This window comes from Roseovarius azorensis (assembly GCF_900109455.1).
Lineage (GTDB): Bacteria > Pseudomonadota > Alphaproteobacteria > Rhodobacterales > Rhodobacteraceae > Roseovarius > Roseovarius azorensis.
The window spans coordinates 174,019-191,991 of record NZ_FOAG01000005.1 but is presented as its reverse complement, the minus strand read 5'-3'; the positions used below and the strand labels follow the sequence as shown (position 1 = coordinate 191,991).

General features: G+C 64.5%; 16 protein-coding genes. 14 read left to right on the top strand and 2 right to left on the bottom strand.

The genetic code is table 11. The annotated features are described in order from the left end of the window. The first annotated feature begins 27 nt into the window (after positions 1-27). Genes BSG08_RS09550 through BSG08_RS09520 form a run of 7 tightly spaced genes read left to right on the top strand, consistent with a single transcriptional unit; the run spans position 28 to position 7,197 of the window. Positions 28-1,170: an ABC transporter substrate-binding protein gene (locus BSG08_RS09550; RefSeq protein ID WP_093035714.1), complete on the top strand. Its 1,143-nt coding sequence runs from the start codon at positions 28-30 to the stop codon at positions 1,168-1,170. Positions 1,171-1,225: 55 nt separating this feature from the next. Next, positions 1,226-2,296 carry an ABC transporter ATP-binding protein gene (locus BSG08_RS09545; protein ID WP_093035711.1) on the top strand — a complete coding sequence of 357 codons (1,071 nt, stop codon included), beginning with the start codon at positions 1,226-1,228 and terminating at the stop codon, positions 2,294-2,296. A gap of 4 nt (positions 2,297-2,300) precedes the next feature. After that, complete coding sequence (locus BSG08_RS09540) at positions 2,301-3,653, top strand: aminotransferase family protein (RefSeq protein WP_093035708.1); 1,353 nt, start codon at positions 2,301-2,303, stop codon at positions 3,651-3,653. A 6-nt stretch (positions 3,654-3,659) separates the two neighbouring features. Then, entirely contained in the window at positions 3,660-4,586 is a 927-nt protein-coding gene (kce, locus tag BSG08_RS09535) for a 3,5-dioxohexanoate:acetyl-CoA acetone transferase (protein WP_093035705.1), read from the top strand. Between the two features lie 3 nt (positions 4,587-4,589). Continuing rightward, entirely contained in the window at positions 4,590-5,069 is a 480-nt protein-coding gene (locus tag BSG08_RS09530; RefSeq protein ID WP_093035702.1) for a GNAT family N-acetyltransferase, read from the top strand. Beyond that, entirely contained in the window at positions 5,066-6,088 is a 1,023-nt protein-coding gene (locus BSG08_RS09525) for a histone deacetylase family protein (protein ID WP_093035700.1), read from the top strand. Before BSG08_RS09530 ends, BSG08_RS09525 begins: the two co-directional genes overlap by 4 nt. Before the next feature lie 2 nt (positions 6,089-6,090). Next, the gene (locus tag BSG08_RS09520; protein ID WP_093035697.1) at positions 6,091-7,197 is read left to right on the top strand and encodes an NAD(P)/FAD-dependent oxidoreductase; all 1,107 of its coding nucleotides are present in this window, start codon (positions 6,091-6,093) and stop codon (positions 7,195-7,197) included. Between the two features lie 45 nt (positions 7,198-7,242). Here the strand turns inward: BSG08_RS09520 and BSG08_RS09515 are convergent, their stop codons facing one another. Together BSG08_RS09515 and BSG08_RS09510 are read right to left on the bottom strand one after the other, a co-directional pair. Further along, positions 7,243-7,908, bottom strand: coding sequence for a GntR family transcriptional regulator (locus tag BSG08_RS09515; RefSeq protein WP_245770647.1), 666 nt, complete (start codon positions 7,906-7,908; stop codon positions 7,243-7,245). 19 nt (positions 7,909-7,927) lie between these two features. After that, entirely contained in the window at positions 7,928-10,858 is a 2,931-nt protein-coding gene (locus tag BSG08_RS09510; protein WP_093035691.1) for an FAD-binding and (Fe-S)-binding domain-containing protein, read from the bottom strand. A 121-nt stretch (positions 10,859-10,979) separates the two neighbouring features. Between BSG08_RS09510 and BSG08_RS09505 the strand changes: the two genes are divergently transcribed. The 7 genes from BSG08_RS09505 to BSG08_RS09475 all read left to right on the top strand — a co-directional run bounded on the left by BSG08_RS09505 (position 10,980) and on the right by BSG08_RS09475 (position 17,972). Then, positions 10,980-12,164: a pyridoxal-phosphate-dependent aminotransferase family protein gene (locus tag BSG08_RS09505; RefSeq protein WP_093035688.1), complete on the top strand. Its 1,185-nt coding sequence runs from the start codon at positions 10,980-10,982 to the stop codon at positions 12,162-12,164. A 164-nt stretch (positions 12,165-12,328) separates the two neighbouring features. Next, complete coding sequence (locus BSG08_RS09500) at positions 12,329-13,303, top strand: TRAP transporter substrate-binding protein (protein WP_093035685.1); 975 nt, start codon at positions 12,329-12,331, stop codon at positions 13,301-13,303. A 115-nt stretch (positions 13,304-13,418) separates the two neighbouring features. Then, on the top strand, positions 13,419-13,973 hold the full coding sequence (locus tag BSG08_RS09495; protein ID WP_093035682.1) for a TRAP transporter small permease: 555 nt from the start codon (positions 13,419-13,421) through the stop codon (positions 13,971-13,973). Then, positions 13,973-15,253: a TRAP transporter large permease gene (locus BSG08_RS09490; protein WP_093035679.1), complete on the top strand. Its 1,281-nt coding sequence runs from the start codon at positions 13,973-13,975 to the stop codon at positions 15,251-15,253. Before BSG08_RS09495 ends, BSG08_RS09490 begins: the two co-directional genes overlap by 1 nt. Positions 15,254-15,262: 9 nt before the next feature. Beyond that, entirely contained in the window at positions 15,263-16,036 is a 774-nt protein-coding gene (locus tag BSG08_RS09485; protein ID WP_093035676.1) for an enoyl-CoA hydratase/isomerase family protein, read from the top strand. Beyond that, positions 16,033-17,235, top strand: coding sequence for a CaiB/BaiF CoA transferase family protein (locus tag BSG08_RS09480; protein WP_175544746.1), 1,203 nt, complete (start codon positions 16,033-16,035; stop codon positions 17,233-17,235). Before BSG08_RS09485 ends, BSG08_RS09480 begins: the two co-directional genes overlap by 4 nt. Next, positions 17,232-17,972 carry a 2-keto-4-pentenoate hydratase gene (locus BSG08_RS09475; protein WP_093035670.1) on the top strand — a complete coding sequence of 247 codons (741 nt, stop codon included), beginning with the start codon at positions 17,232-17,234 and terminating at the stop codon, positions 17,970-17,972. Before BSG08_RS09480 ends, BSG08_RS09475 begins: the two co-directional genes overlap by 4 nt. The last annotated feature ends 1 nt before the right edge of the window (position 17,973 follow it).

The following is a 17,973-nucleotide window of genomic DNA, read 5'->3' as shown; positions in this document are numbered from 1 at the left end:
CAACCCGAAAACAAGGAGATCTGAGAAATGGACAATACCAAGAGATATGAAAGACTGCTGGAGCGCTATCGCAATGGCGATCTGGAGCGGCGCAGTTTTCTGGGCCTGATCGGTGCGGCCGGGCTGGCCTATGGCGTGCAGACGCCGTTTGCCGGGTTTGCACATGCGCAGGATGTGAAGCAGGTGCGGTTTGATGGCTGGGGCGGTGTGGTCAGCGAGGCGTTCCGCAAGTATGCCTTTGATCCCTATACGGCCGAAACGGGAATTACCGTGGTCGATGGCACATTCGCGGGCGGCGACGAGTATCTGGCGCAGGTCCGGTCGAGTCAGGAGGGCGAATACAACATCGCGCATCTGTCGGGCGTGTTCGATTATGCCCGTTATGTGAATTTCGGGCTGACGGTGGAGCTGAACCTGGACAATATCCCCAACATGGCGCTGGTGATGGATGCGCTGACCAATGCGTTCCGGGGTGTGACGCCCGATTATCTGTCGGCAGTGCCCTATGATTATGGCACGACGGGGCTGGCCTATAACCGCAAGTATATCTCGGACGAGCAGATGAAGGAGAAAGGGGCAAGCATCCTGATCGACGAGGCGCTGAAGGGCAAGATCGGCGGCTGGGGCGAATGGCGCACGCGGATCTGGTATGGCGCGTTGCAGACGGGTCAGGACCCCAACGACATTCAGGACATGGAGGCGGTCTGGGACGCGATCCGCAGTCACCGCGATCTGGCGCTGAAATACTGGTCGTCGGGGGCGGAGCTGATGAGTCTGCTGGCCGAGGAAGAGATCTATGTGACCGAAGGCTGGTCGGGCCGTATCGCCGCGCTGCAACAGCAAGGCCACGATATTGGCTATTATGACGCGCCTGGCAGCTTTGCATGGCAGGAATGTCTGCATGTCCTCAAGGGCAGCCCGGTCGAGGCCTGCGAAGAGCTGCTGAATTTCATGCTGGCGCCGGAGACGTCGATTGCGGTGGCCGAGGGGCAGAACTATCCGCCTGCGCTGGATGGCACCAAGGTCGATCTGGGCGACAAGATCCCCACTCTGCCGGCCTATGATCCGACCGGCACGCTGGCCTCGCTGACCTTTGCCAACCCAACCTACTGGAATGGCAACGAGGCGGAATGGTCCGAGACCTTCAGCCGCGTGCAGCGCGGATACTGAGCCACAGCCGCGCCCCATGCCAGGGCGCGGCCCCACCACCAAGAGGAACCCGCCGATGAGCGCCGTCACCCTGAAGAACATCGTCAAGCGGTTCGGCACCTTTACCGCCGTGCATCGCACGACGCTGGAGATCCCCGAGGCGGCGTTTGTTACGCTGCTGGGACCGTCGGGCTGTGGCAAGACCACCAATCTGCGGATGATCGCGGGGTTGCTGGACCCGACCGAGGGAGAGATCCTGATCAACGGCAAGCGGGTTAACGACGTGCCGATCCACAAGCGCAACCTGGGGCTGGTGTTTCAGAACTATGCCCTGTTTCCGCACAAGACGGTGGCGGAGAACGTGGCATTCGGGTTGAAATACCGCGATGTGTCGAAAGCGCAGATCGCGGGCAAGGTGCGGGATGCGCTGGATCTGGTGCAGTTGCCGCACGTCGGCGAGCGCTATCCCAAGGAGTTGTCGGGCGGACAGCAGCAGCGGATCGCGCTGGCGCGGGCGATCGTGATCGAGCCGGATGTCCTGTTGCTGGACGAGCCGCTGTCGGCGCTGGATGCCAATCTGCGCGAGGATATGCGGGTAGAGTTGAAGCGCATTCAGGAGCGGATCGGCGTGACCACCGTGTTTGTCACGCATGACCAATCCGAGGCGCTGGCGATGTCCGATCTGATCGTCGTGATGTCCGAGGGCCGCGTCGAACAGGTGGGCAGGCCGGAGGAGGTGTACAACACGCCCGCGAGCGAGTTCGTGGCGAATTTTCTGGGCGCGTCGAACATTCTGGCGGCGGAGTGCGTTGAGCACGGCAAGGCCGTGGTGCTGGACGAGGCAACCTTTGGCCGGGTGGCGGTGCCCGCTGCCAGGGCCCCCAATCTGACCGGCACCGGCAAGGCCAAGCTGGTGGTGCGGGCGGAAAAGCTGTTGCTGGCGCGTGATCCTGCGCCCGAGGGTGTGATTTCTGTTCCCGCCATCGTGGGAACGGTGGATTATCAGGGACAGGCGGTGCGGTATTTCGTGCGCGCGGGTGAGGCGCAGTTGCAAGCCATCAACATGATCGACGAACGCCCGTTTGCGGCGGGCGAGGCGGTCCATCTGCATCTGCGCCCGCAGGATTGCGCGGCGCTGCCGGGATAAGACAATGAACGTGAAACCCTCTCATCTTTTCTATCAGGGCCGTGAACGTAAACCCGTGCTCGATCAGGCGCGCGGCGTCTACATGTGGGATGTGGACGGCAAGCGCTATCTGGACGGGTCAAGTGGGGCGATGGTCTGCAACATCGGCCATTCGAACGAGAACGTGCTGGAGGCGATGCGCCGGCAGATGGAGAAATCCACATTCGGCTATCGGTTGCATTTCGAGACCGAGGCGTCGGAGAAGCTGGCGGCGAAGACCGCCGCATTGTGTCCTGAAGGTCTGAACAAGGTGTTCTTTGTTTCGGGCGGGTCCGAGGCGGTGGAAAGCGCGATGAAGCTGGCGCGGCAACATGCGCTGGCGGTGGGCGAGGGGGCGCGGTGGAAGATCATCAGCCGCGCGCCGTCCTATCACGGTTGCACGCTGGGGGCGTTGGCGATCACCTCTTATGCGCCGCTGACCAATCCGTTCGCGCCGATGATGCAGGCCATGCCGAAGATCCTCGCGCCGCGCGCCTATCTGGATGGGTTGGACCCCGAGGATGAGGCGACGGGGCATCATTATGCCGATATGCTGGAGGCGAAGATCATGGAGGAGGGGCCAGAGAGTGTGCTGGCCTTTATCGTCGAACCCATCGGCGGGGCCTCGACCGGCGCGCTGGTGCCGCCAAAGGGTTACATGGAGCGGGTGCAGGAGATTTGCCGCAAGTATGGCGTTCTGTTCATTCTGGATGAGGTGATGACCGGGGCGGGGCGCACGGGGGCGTTTCTGGCGGCGGAGCATTGGGATCTGGCCCCTGATATTGTCGTCATGTCCAAGGGATTTGCCGCCGGTTACGTGCCGTTGGGCGCGATGGTGGCGCATGAACGGCTGGTCGAGCCGGTTCTGGACGCAGGCGGATTTCAGCATGGTTTTACCTATGCGGGCAATCCGCTGGCCTGCGCCGCCGGTCTGGCGGTGATCGACGAGATCGAGCGGCAGGACATGGTGGGCAATGCGGCGCGGATGGGTGTGCGGTTGCTGGAACGGTTGCAGGGGTTGATGCAACGCTATGCCATCATCGGCGATGTGCGCGGCAAGGGATTGCTGACGGCGTTTGAGTTCATGGCTGATCGCGGCACCAATGCGCCGCTGCCCAAACATCTGCGCGCCTTTGACCGGTTTGTGCAGATTGCCTATGACAAGGGACTGATCGTCTATGCGCGGCGCACGCGGGATGGGGTTGAGGGCGATCACATCATCGTCGCGCCGCCGATGATCGTGACCGAGACGCATCTGGATGAGATCACCGAAATGCTGGATGCCTCGCTGACAGAGTTTACAGAGGAAATCCGCCCCGCGCTGGACCGGGCGGTGTGAGGGCCGATGCGCGAGATCATCATCACCTGCGCCCTGACGGGATCGATTCACACGCCAAGCATGTCGCCGCATCTGCCGGTCACCGGCGACGAGATTGCCCGCGCCGGGATAGAGGCGGCAGAGGCGGGGGCGGCGATCCTGCATCTGCATGCGCGTGATCCGCAGACGGGGCGACCCTCTGCCGATCCCGAGCACTTCCGTGCTTTTCTGCCCCGGTTGAGGCAGGGCTGCGATGCGGTGCTGAACCTCTCGACCGGGGGCAGCGCGGTGATGACGCTGGACGAGCGGCTGGCCGCGCCGAAAGAGGCAGCGCCGGAAATGGCATCGCTCAACATGGGCACGATGAACTTCGCGCTCTACCCGATGGCGGAGCGGATCACCGATTGGCGGCATGACTGGGAGCGGTCGTTTCTGGAAGGCTCAGACGATCTGGTGTTCAAGAACACGCCGCGTGACATTGCGCGCATCCTGACCGAGCTGGGGCAGGAGTGCGGCGCGCGGTTCGAGTTTGAATGCTATGATCTGAGCCATCTCTACATGCTGCGCCATTTCGCGGATCGGGGATTGATCAAGCCGCCCTATTTCATTCAGTTCGTGTTTGGTGTGTTGGGCGGCATGGGCGCGGATCCCGAGAATCTGACGCATATGGTGCGGATCGCGGACAAGATGTTTGGCGGCGACTACATGTTCTCGGTTCTGGCCGCCGGGCGGCATCAGATGCCGATGGCGGCGCAGGCGGCGGCGATGGGTGGACATGTGCGCGTCGGGCTGGAGGACAGTCTGACGATCGCGCGCGGCCGGCTTGCGCGCTCGAACGCCGAGCAGGTCGGGAAGGTGCGTGGCATTGTCGAGGCGTTGGGCCGGATTGTGGTGAGCGCGGATGAGGCGCGGGCCCTGCTGGGTCTCAAGGGTGCGGACCGGGTGGCGATTTGAGCAATGGTGGAATTTCGGGCGGTTCTGACAGAGGACGATCTGGCGCTGCTGGACGGAGCGTTGCGGGCGCTGAGTGCCGATCTGGGCGATACACACAGTGCCGGGCTGGACGCGCTGCGCGCCGCGCTGACGGGAGAAATTCCGGCGGCCTACGGAGTTCTGGCGCTGGATGAGGGGTTGATCGGTGCGGCGCTGTTCGGGCCGCTGTTTTCCACGGTGCGGGGTGCTGCGGGGGTCTATGTTTCCGACCTCTGGGTGGATCGGGCAGCGCGGGGGCGGGGACTGGGCCGCGCGCTATTGGCTCAAGCGGCGCGGCGGGCGGGTGTGCTGTGGCGGGCGGAATGGATGACGCTGGCGGTCTATGCGCATAGCCCCGACTCGCGCCGGTTCTACGAGCGGCTGGGGTTCGAGGCGCAGGCGCAGGTGACGCAGATGCGCATGCCGCAGGCGGCGATGCGCAGATTGACGGGAGAGGACGGATGAAGGCGATTTTCGACGAGCGGCAATGGCGGCATGACCCTAAACATTTCATGGCGAACGGTGTGATCAGGCCAAGCCCGGAACAGCCCGAGCGGATTGCGCGGCTGACCGAGGGCGCGCGCGCGGCGGGCTGTGAGTTTGTGACGCCGGAGGATGCGGGGCTGGGCCCGATTGCGGCGATCCATTCGCCGGAATACGTGACATTCCTACGCAATATCTACACCCGCTGGCAGCGGATCGAGGGGGCGGGTCAAGAGGTGATCCCGAACGTCCATCCTGCAAATCGCAGCGACAGTTATCCCAAATCCGCCGTGGGGCAGGCGGGGTATCATCAGGCCGACACCGCCTGCCCCATCGGCGAGGGCACATGGGAGGCCGCCTATTGGTCGGCGCAGACGGCGGTGACGGGGGCGGATATGCTGGCGGGCGGCGCGCGGGCCGCCTATGCGCTCTGTCGTCCGCCGGGGCATCATGCCTTTGGCGATCTGGCGGGGGGGTTTTGTTTCCTCAACAACGCCGGGATCGCGGCGGAGCGGTTGCAGGCGCGCGGCCTGCGCGCGGCGATTCTGGATGTCGATGTGCATCACGGCAATGGCACGCAGGGCATTTTCTATGACCGCGACGACGTGCTGACCGTTTCGATCCATGCTGATCCGGCGCGGTTCTATCCGTTTTTCTGGGGGCATGCCGATGAGCGTGGGACGGGGCGCGGACTGGGGTATAACCTCAACCTGCCGTTGGCACGGGGGACGGAGGATGACGCCTATCTGAAGGTTCTCGACCGGGCGCTGGAGCGGGTGGTGAATTTCGGGGCGGATGTGGTGGTCGTGGCGCTGGGGCTTGACGCCTATCAGGGCGATCCGTTTCAGGGGCTGGCGATCACCACGCCCGGTTTCGCCCGGATCGGGGCGGCGATTGCCGGGCTGGGGCTGCCCACGCTTTTCGTGCAGGAGGGCGGGTATCTGTGCGCGGAACTGGGGCAGAACCTGACCGCTGTGCTGAGCGGATTCGAGGGGGCGTGAACATGGCCGATGTGATTCTGATCGGTGGCGGGATTGCGGGCATCAGTGCGGCAGCGGAGTGCGCGCGCGGCGGTGCGGATGTGGTGGTGCTGGAGGCAGAGCCGCGGATCGGCTACCACGCGACCGGGCGATCCGCTGCCATCTTCATTCGCAACTACGGCAATGCCACGCTGCGTGCGCTGAATGCCGTGGCAGAGCCTATATTCGAAGAGCCGGGCGAGATCAGCGATGCGCCGATCCTCAGCCCGAGGGGCGAGCTGATGGTGGCCTCGGAAGAGGAACTGCCGGTGCTTGACGCCTATCTTGACGATGCCGTCGGAGTGGAGCGCCTGACCGGCGCCGAGGCGGCGGAGATCGTGCCGATCCTGCGCGCCGACCGGATCGCGGGCGCGATGATCGAGCGCGGCGCGCGGGGAATTGATGTGGATCTGCTGTTGCAGGGCTATGCGCGGATGCTGCGGACGCGGGGCGGGCGGATCGTGACCGGGGCCGCGGCGACAGGCATGAGCCGCGAGGCGGGGCAATGGCGGGTCGAGACGGCGGAGGGCACCTTTGCCGCGCCCGTGGTGGTCAATGCCGCCGGGGCCTGGGCCGATGAGGTGGCGGCGCGCGCGGGCGTGGCGCGGATGGGGTTGCAGCCCTGTCGCCGGTCCGCCGCGATCCTTCCAGCGCCCGAGGGGTTTGACACCGAGGCCTGGCCGATTTTCGGCAGCATCGCCGAGACGTGGTATGCCAAGCCCGAGGCGGGCAAGCTGATGGTGTCGCCCGCTGACGAGGACCCGGTCGCGCCGCATGACGCCTGGGCCGATGACATGGTGCTTGCCGAGGGATTGTACCGGTTCGAGCAGGCGGTCAGCGTGCCGGTGACGCGGGTGGAACACAGTTGGGCGGGGTTGCGCACCTTTGCCCCCGACCGGACACCGGTGGCGGGGTTCGATCCGGGGGCTGACGGGTTCTTTTGGCTGGCGGGACAAGGCGGCTATGGCGTACAGACCGCACCGGCGCTGTCGCGCCTGACGGCGGCGCTGATCCTGGGGGAAGTGCCGGATGTTTCCGAGACGGTGCTGGCGGCGATGGCGCCGGGGCGGTTTGGGGTGGAGGCGGGGTGAGGCCGTCACTTGCGCGGCATTTCAACGGCGCGGCGACCGTGCGCCCTACCCCTGTGTCTTGACCCTGATCGAGGCGAATTTGCTGAGCAGGTGCTCTTTCATCAGGCGGCCGGTCCTGTTGGGTTTGCGGGCAGCGAGGGCCGCGGCGATGGCCTCGTGTTCCTCGACCGCGGCGCGCCAGCGGGCGGCGGTCAGGTTGGCCTGATAGCGCGCGCGCTGGACGCGAAAGGCCAGCACTTCGTGCGATTTGACCAGCGTTTCGTTGCCTGCCGCCGCGAGGATCGCCTTGTGGATCGCCTGATTGATGCGGAAATAGGTGGGGCGGTCGGCCTGCTCGAAGGAGCGGCGCAGGTGTTCGGTCATGTCCACGATTTCGGTCAGGGCTGCGTCGCTGGCGTTCTGCGCGGCAAGCTCTCCCGCCAACCCCTCAAGCGCGGCGAGGACGTGAAACACCTCTGCCATTTCCGCCTCGCTCTGACGGGTGATGACCGCGCCGCGATGCGGGATCAGATCCAGCAACCCTTCGCTGGCCAGCACCTTGAGTGCCTCGCGCAGCGGCGTGCGCGAGACGCCGAACTGTTCGGTCAGGCGTTTTTCGTTGATCTTTTCGCCGGGCTGCAACTGGCCCTCAAGGATCATCTGCCGCAGGCGGTTGGTGATCTCGACGGCAAGTGCCGTGCGTCCGATGGGATCGGGTCTGAGCTCGGTCATGGCGGCCTCTTGGCTGGGATTATCCATCGTTGCGGCCCTCCCTTACAGCATTTTCCGACGCCCTGTCGAAAATTTCCGCGATATGCAGGGCGCGGCGGGCGGTGCCATCGGCGATCTGGTGACGGCAGGAGGTTCCGTTGGCGATCAGCAGGTCATCGGGGGCGGCGGCGCGGACGGCGGGCAGGAGCGACAGTTCGCCCATTTTCAGCGAGATCTCGTGGGTTTCCGCCTGATAGCCGAAGGCCCCGGCCATGCCGCAGCAACTGCTTTCGATCATCTGCGGGTCAAGGCTGGGGATGAGAGACAGGGCCGCGCCCATGTCGGTCATGACACCCGCTGCCTTCTGGTGGCAATGGCCGTGGACATGGGCGGTCTGGTCAAGATTGTTCAGGGGCAGGTTGAGCCGCCCGGCGCGGGATTCGCGGGTGAGGAATTCCTCGAAGAGAAAGGTGTTTTCGGACAGCAGCCGCGTATCCTCGCCCGGCAGCAGCGTGAGGAATTCGTCGCGCAGCGTCAGCAGGCAGGAAGGTTCCAGCCCCACTATGGGCGTGCCCGCGCGGACATACGGGATGAGCGCGTCGAGCGTGCGCCGCGCCTCTGCTCGCGCGCGGTCGATCATGCCCGCCGCGAGATAGGTGCGCCCGCAACAGAGCGGGCGGCCGGGAAAATGAGCGGCGATCACCTGGTATCCCGCGCGGGTCAGCACGCGCAGGGCGGCGCGGGGGATGTCCGGCTCCATCCAGCGATTGAAGGTGTCGGTGAAGAGTATGACCTTGCCGGCCTTGCCGTTGGATGGCGTGCGCCTGATTTCGGCGTCGCGGAAGAAATCGCCGCGAAAGAGCGGCAGGGACCGGGCGCGGGCAAGGCCAAGCAGGCGCTCGCCCAATGCGGCGAGGAACGGCACGCGGTTGCGCAGAGCGATCAGCCCCCGCAAAGCGACGGCGATCCGGGCATAGCGGGGCATTTCCGCAATCAGCCTTTCGCGCAGGCCAAAGCCCAGTTTCCGGCCACGTTGCCAGAGCACCTCTGTCTTCATCCGGGCCATGTCGACGCCGGTGGGGCATTCGCGCTTGCACGCCTTGCAGCCGACGCAGAGCCTCAGCGTATCGTCCATTTCGTCGGAAAAGAGCGCCTCTTTGCCCAGTCGGCCCGAAAGTGCGAGGCGCAGGGTATTGGCGCGCCCGCGCGTTACGTCGCGCTCGTCGCGGGTGACGCGATAACTGGGACACATGGCGCCGCCCGCCAGTTTGCGGCAGGCGCCGTTGTTGTTGCACATCTCGACCGCGCCCTGAAAGCCGCCGCCATTGCCGGGCCAGGCGGACCAGTCGTGCCCGGTCTTGAGGTCGGCGAAATCATAACCCGGCGGATAGCGCATCAGGCTGCGGTCATCCATTTTCGGCGCATGCACGATCTTGCCGGGGTTGAGGCGGGCGTCGGGATCGAAGGCGGTCTTGACCTCCTCGAAGGCGCTGAGGATGCGTGGGCCGAACATCGCGCCGTGGAATTCCGAGCGCACGATGCCGTCGCCGTGTTCGCCGGAGTGAGAGCCTTTATACTCGCGCACCATTTCGAATGCCGCCTCGGCGATCTCGCGCATGGCGCGCACGTCCCGCTCCAGCTTGAGATTGAGGACGGGGCGGACGTGCAGGCAGCCCTCGGAGGCGTGGGCATACCATGTGCCGGTGGTGCCGTGCTGGCGGAATACCTCGGTCAGACGGTCGGTGTAATCCGCCAGATGATCGAGTGGCACGGCGCAGTCCTCGACGAAGGAGACGGGTTTGCCTTCGTCCTTCATCGACATCATGATGTTCAGCCCGGCCTTGCGCAACTCGCCGATCTCGGCGGCGAGGGCCATGTCCCGCACCTCGACCACGCCGCCCTCGTGGGGCTCACCCTTGCCAAAACCATAGCCGAGGTCCGACATGGTATCGGAAAGGCGGTGCATGTTCTCGTCGTTCTTGGGTGGGGTGTCGGCGAATTCGACGAGCAGCAGGGCGGCGGGTGTGCCGCGCACGAATTGCTCCAGCGTTTTCGCATAGAGCGGGATGGCGCGGGCGAGGTCGATCATGGTGGCATCCACCAGTTCGACCGAGGTGGGGCCAAGTGCCACCAGCGGTTTCGCCGCCTCCATCGCGGCGCGGAAGGTGGGGAAATGGCAGACCCCCAGGACGCGGGTTTTCGGGGGCAGCGGCGAGAGAGTGATCTCTATTGCCGTCGAGGTGGCCAGCGTGCCCTCTGACCCGATCAGCAGATGGGCGAGGTTGATCGGCCGGTCGCCCGGCACCAGCGCGTCGATGTTGTAGCCGCCCACCCGGCGCTGCACCTGTGGAAAGCGGGCGGCGATCTCAGCCGCCTCGCGCGCGCCCAGGTCGAGCATCTGCCGCAAGAGCGATTCGGGCACGCGGTTGCTTGAACCGGGGCCGAAATCGAACGGTGTGCCATCGGCCAGAAAGCCCTCGATCCGGGTGACGTTGTCGCGCGTGGTGCCATAGCGCAGCGAGCGCGAGCCGCAGGAATTGTTGCCGACCATGCCGCCGATGGTGGCGCGCGAGGCGGTGGATACATCGACGGGAAACCACAGGCCATGCGGTTTGAGCGCCCGGTTGAGGTCATCCAGAACGATGCCCGGCTCGACCACGGCGCGCCGCCCCTCGACATCCAGTTCGAGGATGCGGTCGAGATGTTTGGAGCAATCGACGATCAGCCCGGAATTAACGGTCTGGCCGCATTGCGAGGTGCCGCCGCCGCGCATGGTGAGCGGGATCTGCGCGTCGCGGGCGGCATCGATGGCGGCGGCAATATCGTCCGGTGTCCGGGGGATGACCACCCCTGCCGGCATGATCTGATAGATCGAGGCATCGGTGGCGTAGCGCCCGCACGAGAAGGGGTCAAAGCGCGCCTCGCCTTGCAGGGCGCGCGCGAGGCGCTGTTGAATTCCGCTGTCCAGCATATGGCCCCGATCCTGTGGTGGGTTGAGATAGGTCTTGACAGAATATTGAATTCAGAATTCAATTCAACAAAATTCACTTGCGTCGCAGATGAGGCAAGTTGAGAGACTTGGGAGGAACGCCATGACCGCCGGTCGCCATTTTCTGCAGATTCCGGGGCCGTCGAATGTCCCTGACCGTATCCTGAGGGCTATGGACTATCCGACGATGGATCATCGCGGTCCGGCCTTTGCTGAAGTAGGGTGCAAGGCGCTCAAGGGGATGAAGTCGATCTTCAGAACAGAAAGCCGCGTGGTGATCTATCCGTCGTCAGGCACCGGTGCCTGGGAGGCGGCGCTGGTCAACACGCTTTCGCCTGGCGACACGGTTCTGATGTACGAGACCGGGCATTTCGCGACGCTGTGGAAGGCGCTGGCGCAGAAACTGGGGCTGAATCCGGTATTCATCGAGGGTAACTGGCGGGCTGGTGCCGATGCCGCCGAGATCGAGGAACGCCTGCGCGCCGACAAGGGCCGCGAGATCAGGGCGGTCTGCGTGGTGCATAACGAGACTTCGACCGGCGCGGTCACCGATGTGGTCGCCGTCCGCCGCGCGATGGATGCGGCAAAGCATCCGGCGCTGTTGATGGTCGACACGATTTCCTCGCTTGCCTCGGTCGATTACCGGCATGACGAATGGGGCGTCGATGTGACGGTGGCCGGTTCGCAGAAGGGGCTGATGCTGCCACCGGGCCTGTCGTTCAACGCGGTAAGCGAAAAGGCGATGAAGCTATCGGAAAGCGCCGGGCTGAAACGATCCTACTGGAGTTGGGCCGAGATGGCTGGACCGAACGACAAGGGCTATTTCCCTTATACGCCCGCGACTAATCTGCTTTACGGTCTCAATGAGGCGATCGACATGCTGCATGAGGAGGGGCTGGACAATGTATTTGCCCGGCACAGGCGCCACGGCGCTGCGGCGCGCGCGGCAGTCGGGGCCTGGGGGCTGGAGGTGTTGTGTGCGAAGGCTGAGGATCGCTCGCCGGTGCTGACCGCCGTGATGATGCCGGAAGGACATTCGGCAGACAATTTCCGGGCCGTGACGCTGCGCAATTATGATATGTCTCTGGGTAACGGCCTGTCCAAGGTGGCGGACCGGGTGTTCCGCATCGGTCATCTGGGCGATTTCAACGACCTCATGCTGATCGGCACGCTGGCCGGGGTCGAGATGGGCCTGCGCGATGCGGGCGTTCCCTATCGCGCGGGCGGGGTGCAGGCCGCGATGGAGGTTTTGGGGCAGATGTCCGACAACGCCCGCGCCGCCGCCTGATCGGCAGATGTGGTGGGTCCGGGCGGCGAGGGAGGACGCTGCCCGGATCATTTCAGAGGGGCATGACCGGGAAGAAGCGACGACCATCGCGTGGAGCGGCACAGAACAAGGGGAAAATCCCGCCACCGCGCCGCGCGAACAACTGAAACCAAGGGAGGAAGATCATGAAGAAGACACTGATTGCAACCGTTGTTGCCTCGTTCGGGGCCATGCCTGCGGCGGCGGCCGACATCACGATGAAATTCGGCCATGTCGGTGCGCCCGGCTCGTTGTTCGAGGCGACGGTGAACCACTACGCCGCCTGCGTCGGCGAGAAATCCGGCGGCAAGGTCGAGGTGCAGACCTTTGGCTCGTCACAGCTGGGTACTGACAAGGAGTTGTTGCAGAAGCTGAAACTGGGGCAGGTGGATTTCGCGCTGCCCTCTTCGGTCATGTCCTCGGTGGACGGGATATTCGGTGTGTTCGAGATGCCCTATATCATCAAGGACCGCGACCATATGCGCCGCGTGCAGGACGCGATGATGGACAAGTTTCAGGGCGCGGCCAATGCCAATGGCTATCACATCCTGGGCCTGGCGGAGAACGGTTTTCGCCACATCACCAACAACACCCGCCCGATCAATCAGCCCGAGGATCTGAAAGGCATCAAGCTGCGCACGCCGAACGGCGAGTGGCGTGTAAAGATGTTCCAGCAATACGGCGCCAACCCGACGCCGATGGCGTTCTCGGACGTGTTCACCGCCCTGCAGACCGGCGTGATCGACGGACAGGAAAACCCCTATGCGCAGATCGCTTCGGCCAAGTTTCAGGAGGTGCAGAAGTACCTGTCGATCACCGGGCATGTCTATACGCCTGCGTATATCCTGGGCTCGAAAAAGCATATCGAGGCGCAACCCGCCGATGTGCGGGCAGTGCTGAGCGATTGTGCCGCCGAGACGCAGACCTTTACCTATGAAAAGGCGGCAGAGCTGGAAACCGAACTGCTGGACGTGATCAAGACAGCGGGTGTCGAGGTGAACGAGGCCGACAAGGATGCGTTCATCACCGCCTCCAAGCCGATCTACGAGTCCTTTGCCGGAGAGGTCGAAGGCGGGCAGGAACTGATCGACGCGGTTCTAGCCCTCGGCAATTCAAGCTGATCCAATTGCCCGGTGGCCCCGATGCGGGCCACCGGATCATCCCTGACATGACATTGCGGATCAGCCCCGGCGCGACCGCGCCGGGCGGGTTCGAGGCACGGGAACGCAGGACCAAATGAACGCTCTTCTCAATCGCACTCAGCGGTTCGCAAGCTGGCTGCTGGAATGGATCACCATCGTTCTGATGGTGATCCTTACCGTCACCGTGATCGTCGCTGTCTCCGCCCGGCTGATGGGCCAGAGCTTTTCCTGGTATGACGAGGTGGCGGCGATCATGCTGGCCTGGATCACCTATTATGGCTCCGCGCTCGCGGCACTGCACCGGCGGCATATCGGTTTTGACACATTGCTGCTGGCCATTCCGCCGCGCAGCCGCATGGCGGCGGTGCTGGTCGGGGAGGCGCTGATCCTGGTGTTCTTCGTGCTCATGGCGCGCGCCGGGTTTCAGGTGCTTGAGGTTCTGGCCGGCGACCGGCTTGTTTCGCTACCGTGGGTGCCCATTCAACTGACCCAATCGGTGATACCGATCGGGGCGATTCTGTTCATCATCTGTCAATTGTTAAGCCTGCCGAACTACTGGGCGCAGACCGCGCGCGGCATTTCCCTGGAACATGCCGAGATCGAGGAAGAAGTCGAAACCGAGATGGAAAAGAACAAGGAGCGCGTCTGATGCTGATGCTGGGGATTTTCGCGGCCCTCGTGGCGATGATCTGTATCAACGTGCCGATCGCCATCGCGCTGGCGCTGGCCGGGGTGCTGGGCCTGTTGGTGACCGAAGGCGCGGGCAGCCTGGTGACCATCGCGCTCGACATGTATGGCGGTTCGACCAAGTTTTCGCTGATCGCCATTCCGATGTTCGTGCTGGCGGGGGCGATCATGAATGCAGGCGGCATCACCGACCGGCTGATCAATTTCGTCTCGGCGTTGATCGGGTTCATTCGGGGCGGCCTTGCCATGGTGAATATCGGGGTGTCGCTGTTTTTCGCCGAAATCTCGGGCTCGGCGGTGGCGGATGTGGCCGCCATGGGCTCGATCCTCATTCCGCAGATGAAAAAGCGCGGCTATTCCAAAGAACTCTCGGCCGCCGTCACCTCGTCTTCGGCATCGCTGGCGATCATCATTCCGCCGTCGATTCCGATGATCCTTTACGCCGCCTCGGCCAATACATCCGTCGAACAGTTGTTCGTGGCGGGTGTGGTCCCCGGTCTTCTGGGGGCGGCGGGGCTGATGGTGGTGGCCTATATCTTTGCCCGCCGCTACAACCTGCCAACGGAAGAGGCGTTCAACATCCCACGCCTGCGCGAGACCTTCAAGGATGCGCTGCCCGCATTCACGCTGCCGGTGATCATCCTTGGCGGTATCTTTGGCGGTTTTGTCACTGCGACCGAGGCGGCGGGGCTGGCGGTGATCGCGGCCATCGTCGTGTCGATCTGGTACCGGCAGATCGACCTCAAGCATCTGCGCCGCGCCATGCTGGACGGGGGGATGCAGACCGCCGTCGTCATGCTGCTGGTTGCGGCGTCGGTGCTGATGGGCGGGTTCCTGACGCGGGCGCAGATCCCGCAGCAACTGGCGCAGGGCATTCTCAACATCACCGATCAGCAATGGGCGATCCTGCTTATCCTCAACTTCTTCTTCCTGATCATCGGCTTCTTTCTGCATTCGGCGGCGGCGATCATCCTGGTGGTGCCCATCGTGATCCCGCTGATCACCGCCGCTGGCATCGACCCGGTGCATTTCGGTCTGGTTGTGACGCTGAATCTGGCGATCGGTCAGCAGACGCCACCCGTCGCCTCGGTTCTGATCACCGCCTGTGCCGTGGCGCGGGCGAATATCTGGGAGGTGTCCAAGGTCAACATCTGGTTCATTCTGGTGCTTCTGGCGGTGCTGATGCTCTGCTCCTATGTGCCTTCGGTGCCGCTGTTTCTTGTCGAATATTTCTACCGCTGAGGAGAGCGTATGACCGAGATCCTGTCAGAGACCCGGGAGCACACGCTCTGGATCACCTTCAACCGGCCGCAGGCGCGCAATGCGTTGACATTCGGGATGTATGACGGGCTGGCCACGCTCTGCCGCGAGGTGCCGTCCGATGGCAGCATCCGCGCGGTGGTGATCCACGGTGCGGGCGGCAAGGCGTTTGCGGCGGGCACCGACATGGCGCAGTTCCGCGCCTTTGAGCGTGCGCAGGATGCGCTGGATTACGAGGCGCGGATCGAGGCGGTGCTGGAAGCGGTCGAACGCTGCCCGCTGCCGACGGTCGCGGCGATCAACGGGGCCTGTACGGGCGGCGGGGCGGCGATCGCCGGGGTCTGCGATATCCGCATCGCCACCGCGGACCTGAGGTTCGGATTTCCGATCGCGCGCACGCTGGGCAACTGCCTGGCGGCCGCCAATCTGGCGCGGCTGGCGTCACTGATGGGGGCCGGACGGGTCCGCGAGATGATCTTTACCGCGCGCCTGATCGGTGCGGAGGAGGCATTGGGCTGTGGCCTGATTTCCGAGGTTCTTGAGGACGAGGCCGCTTTGATGGCGCGGGCCGGAGAACTGGCCGGGACGCTGGCGCAGATGGCGCCGCTGACGCTGCGCGCCACCAAGGAGGCGATGCGCCGGGTGGCGGTGGCTGCCCGCGTCGAGGACGCGGACCTGATCGAGATGTGTTACATGAGCCACGATTTCCGTCACGGAATGGAGGCGTTCCTGGCCAAGAAGAAACCCGAATGGAGCGGGACATGAGCGACAAGGGCCCTCTTGCGGGGATGAAGGTGATCGAGCTTGCGCATATCATGGCCGGACCGGTCTGTGGCCTGATGCTGGCCGACATGGGCGCGGATGTGGTCAAGGTGGAAAAGCCCGACGGCGACGACAGCCGCCGTTTCGTGCCGCCCGCGATCAAGGGCGAATCCGCGGCCTACATGATGATGAACCGCAACAAGCGGGGCGTGGCGCTGAACCTCAAGGAACCGCAGGCGGTCAAGGTGCTGTATCGGCTGCTGGAAGAGGCCGATGTGGTGATCGAGAATTACCGCATGGGTACGATGGAGCGGCTTGGGCTGGGCTATGAGGAATTGCGCGCAATCAACCCGCGTCTGATCTATTGCGAGATTTCGGGTTTCGGGCGCACCGGCCCGTATGCGTCGCGCGGCGGGTTCGATCTGATCGCGCAGGGCATGTCGGGTCTCATGTCGATCACCGGCGAGGGGCCGGGGCGGCCGCCGGTCAAGACCGGCGCGCCGGTGTCGGACATCACCGCCGGGATCGTGGCGGCGATGGGGGTCGCGGCGGCCTATGCGCGGATGTTGCAGACGGGGCAGGGGCAAAAGGTGGATACCTCGCTGTTCGAGGCGGCGATCACGCAGACCTACTGGCAGTCGGCGATTGCCTTTGCCACCGGGGTGGCGCCCGGTCCGATGGGGTCGGCGCATCCCATCAATGCCCCATATCAGGCGTTTCAGACGGCGGATGGCTGGATCAACGTGGGGGCAGCCAATCAGCGCAACTGGCTGCGGTTTCTTGAGGTGATCGGCGCGCCGGAGTTGAACGACGATCCGCGCTTTGGCTCCAATCACGACCGGATGCAGCATCTGAAGGAGCTGGAGGAGATCCTGAACGGCTATCTGCGGCACGAGACAAGCCATGTCTGGCTGGACCGGATGGAGGCGGCGGGGCTGCCTGCCGGGCCGGTGCTGGATATCCTGCAGATGCAGGCCGACCCGCAGGCGCAGGCGCGCGGGATGATCGCCGAGGTGGATCATCCGGTGGCGGGCAGGGTCAGGACACTGGGCCATCCGATCAGGTTCAGCGAGACCCCCGCCAGCATTCGCCGCGCCGCGCCGCTGCTGGGTCAGCACAGCCGAGAGGTGCTGCGCGAGGCGGGTTATGGCGCGGATCAGGTCGAGGCGATGGTCGCCTCTGGCGCGGTGATCGCGGCATGAGCGATCCGCTGGTGGCGCAGCTTCTGGCGGCGCGGGAGGGGGGCGGAAAACTGCCCGATACGGCGAGCCAGGGGCTGACGCGGGCGCGTGTGTTCGCGGTGCAAGAGGCGGTGGCTGCGCGACTGGGTCCGGTGGGTGGATTCAAGGTCGCTTGCCCGAAGGATGCCCCGATCGTGATCGCACCGATCATGGCGCGCGACATTCACCCCGGCCCTGCCGTCATCGACATTCCGGCGGACGAGGAGGTGGGCGTGGAACTGGAATACGCCTTTCGCCTGATCGCGCCGGTGCCGGACACCAACGCGCCTGATTTCGAGACACAGTTGCGCGCTGCCATTGATCTGCTGCCCGCTCTTGAGCTTGTGCGGAGTCGTCTGGCGGATCCCAAAGGGGCCGGCGCTGCGCTCAAGATGCTGGACAATCAGTTGAACGGCGCGGTGGTTCTGGGCGCGGCCCGGCGCGACTGGCAGGGGATCGACGTGACCCGCGCCAACGCGCGGCTGATCCTTGGCGGTGATACCCTGCTCGATGGTGCGGCGCCGGTGCCGGGCGGCGATGCCTTTGCCACGCTCTGCGCTTTGGCACGGGCGGTGGGCGATCACTGCGGCGGGTTGCAGCCGGGCCATGTGGTGATCACCGGCTCGCTCAACGGGCTGCCGTGGGTCAGGCCGCCGGTTACGGCCAAGGGTCGAATCGACGGATTGGGCGCGGTTGAAATGACACTGGCGGTCGCCTGAC

Coding starts and splice junctions, on each gene's coding strand:
- BSG08_RS09550 (WP_093035714.1), top strand. CDS start 28: ATGGACAATACCAAGAGATATGAAAGACTGCTGGAGCGCTATCGCAAT.
- BSG08_RS09545 (WP_093035711.1), top strand. CDS start 1,226: ATGAGCGCCGTCACCCTGAAGAACATCGTCAAGCGGTTCGGCACCTTT.
- BSG08_RS09540 (WP_093035708.1), top strand. CDS start 2,301: ATGAACGTGAAACCCTCTCATCTTTTCTATCAGGGCCGTGAACGTAAA.
- kce (WP_093035705.1), top strand. CDS start 3,660: ATGCGCGAGATCATCATCACCTGCGCCCTGACGGGATCGATTCACACG.
- BSG08_RS09530 (WP_093035702.1), top strand. CDS start 4,590: ATGGTGGAATTTCGGGCGGTTCTGACAGAGGACGATCTGGCGCTGCTG.
- BSG08_RS09525 (WP_093035700.1), top strand. CDS start 5,066: ATGAAGGCGATTTTCGACGAGCGGCAATGGCGGCATGACCCTAAACAT.
- BSG08_RS09520 (WP_093035697.1), top strand. CDS start 6,091: ATGGCCGATGTGATTCTGATCGGTGGCGGGATTGCGGGCATCAGTGCG.
- BSG08_RS09515 (WP_245770647.1), bottom strand. CDS start 7,908: ATGACCGAGCTCAGACCCGATCCCATCGGACGCACGGCACTTGCCGTC.
- BSG08_RS09510 (WP_093035691.1), bottom strand. CDS start 10,858: ATGCTGGACAGCGGAATTCAACAGCGCCTCGCGCGCGCCCTGCAAGGC.
- BSG08_RS09505 (WP_093035688.1), top strand. CDS start 10,980: ATGACCGCCGGTCGCCATTTTCTGCAGATTCCGGGGCCGTCGAATGTC.
- BSG08_RS09500 (WP_093035685.1), top strand. CDS start 12,329: ATGAAGAAGACACTGATTGCAACCGTTGTTGCCTCGTTCGGGGCCATG.
- BSG08_RS09495 (WP_093035682.1), top strand. CDS start 13,419: ATGAACGCTCTTCTCAATCGCACTCAGCGGTTCGCAAGCTGGCTGCTG.
- BSG08_RS09490 (WP_093035679.1), top strand. CDS start 13,973: ATGCTGATGCTGGGGATTTTCGCGGCCCTCGTGGCGATGATCTGTATC.
- BSG08_RS09485 (WP_093035676.1), top strand. CDS start 15,263: ATGACCGAGATCCTGTCAGAGACCCGGGAGCACACGCTCTGGATCACC.
- BSG08_RS09480 (WP_175544746.1), top strand. CDS start 16,033: ATGAGCGACAAGGGCCCTCTTGCGGGGATGAAGGTGATCGAGCTTGCG.
- BSG08_RS09475 (WP_093035670.1), top strand. CDS start 17,232: ATGAGCGATCCGCTGGTGGCGCAGCTTCTGGCGGCGCGGGAGGGGGGC.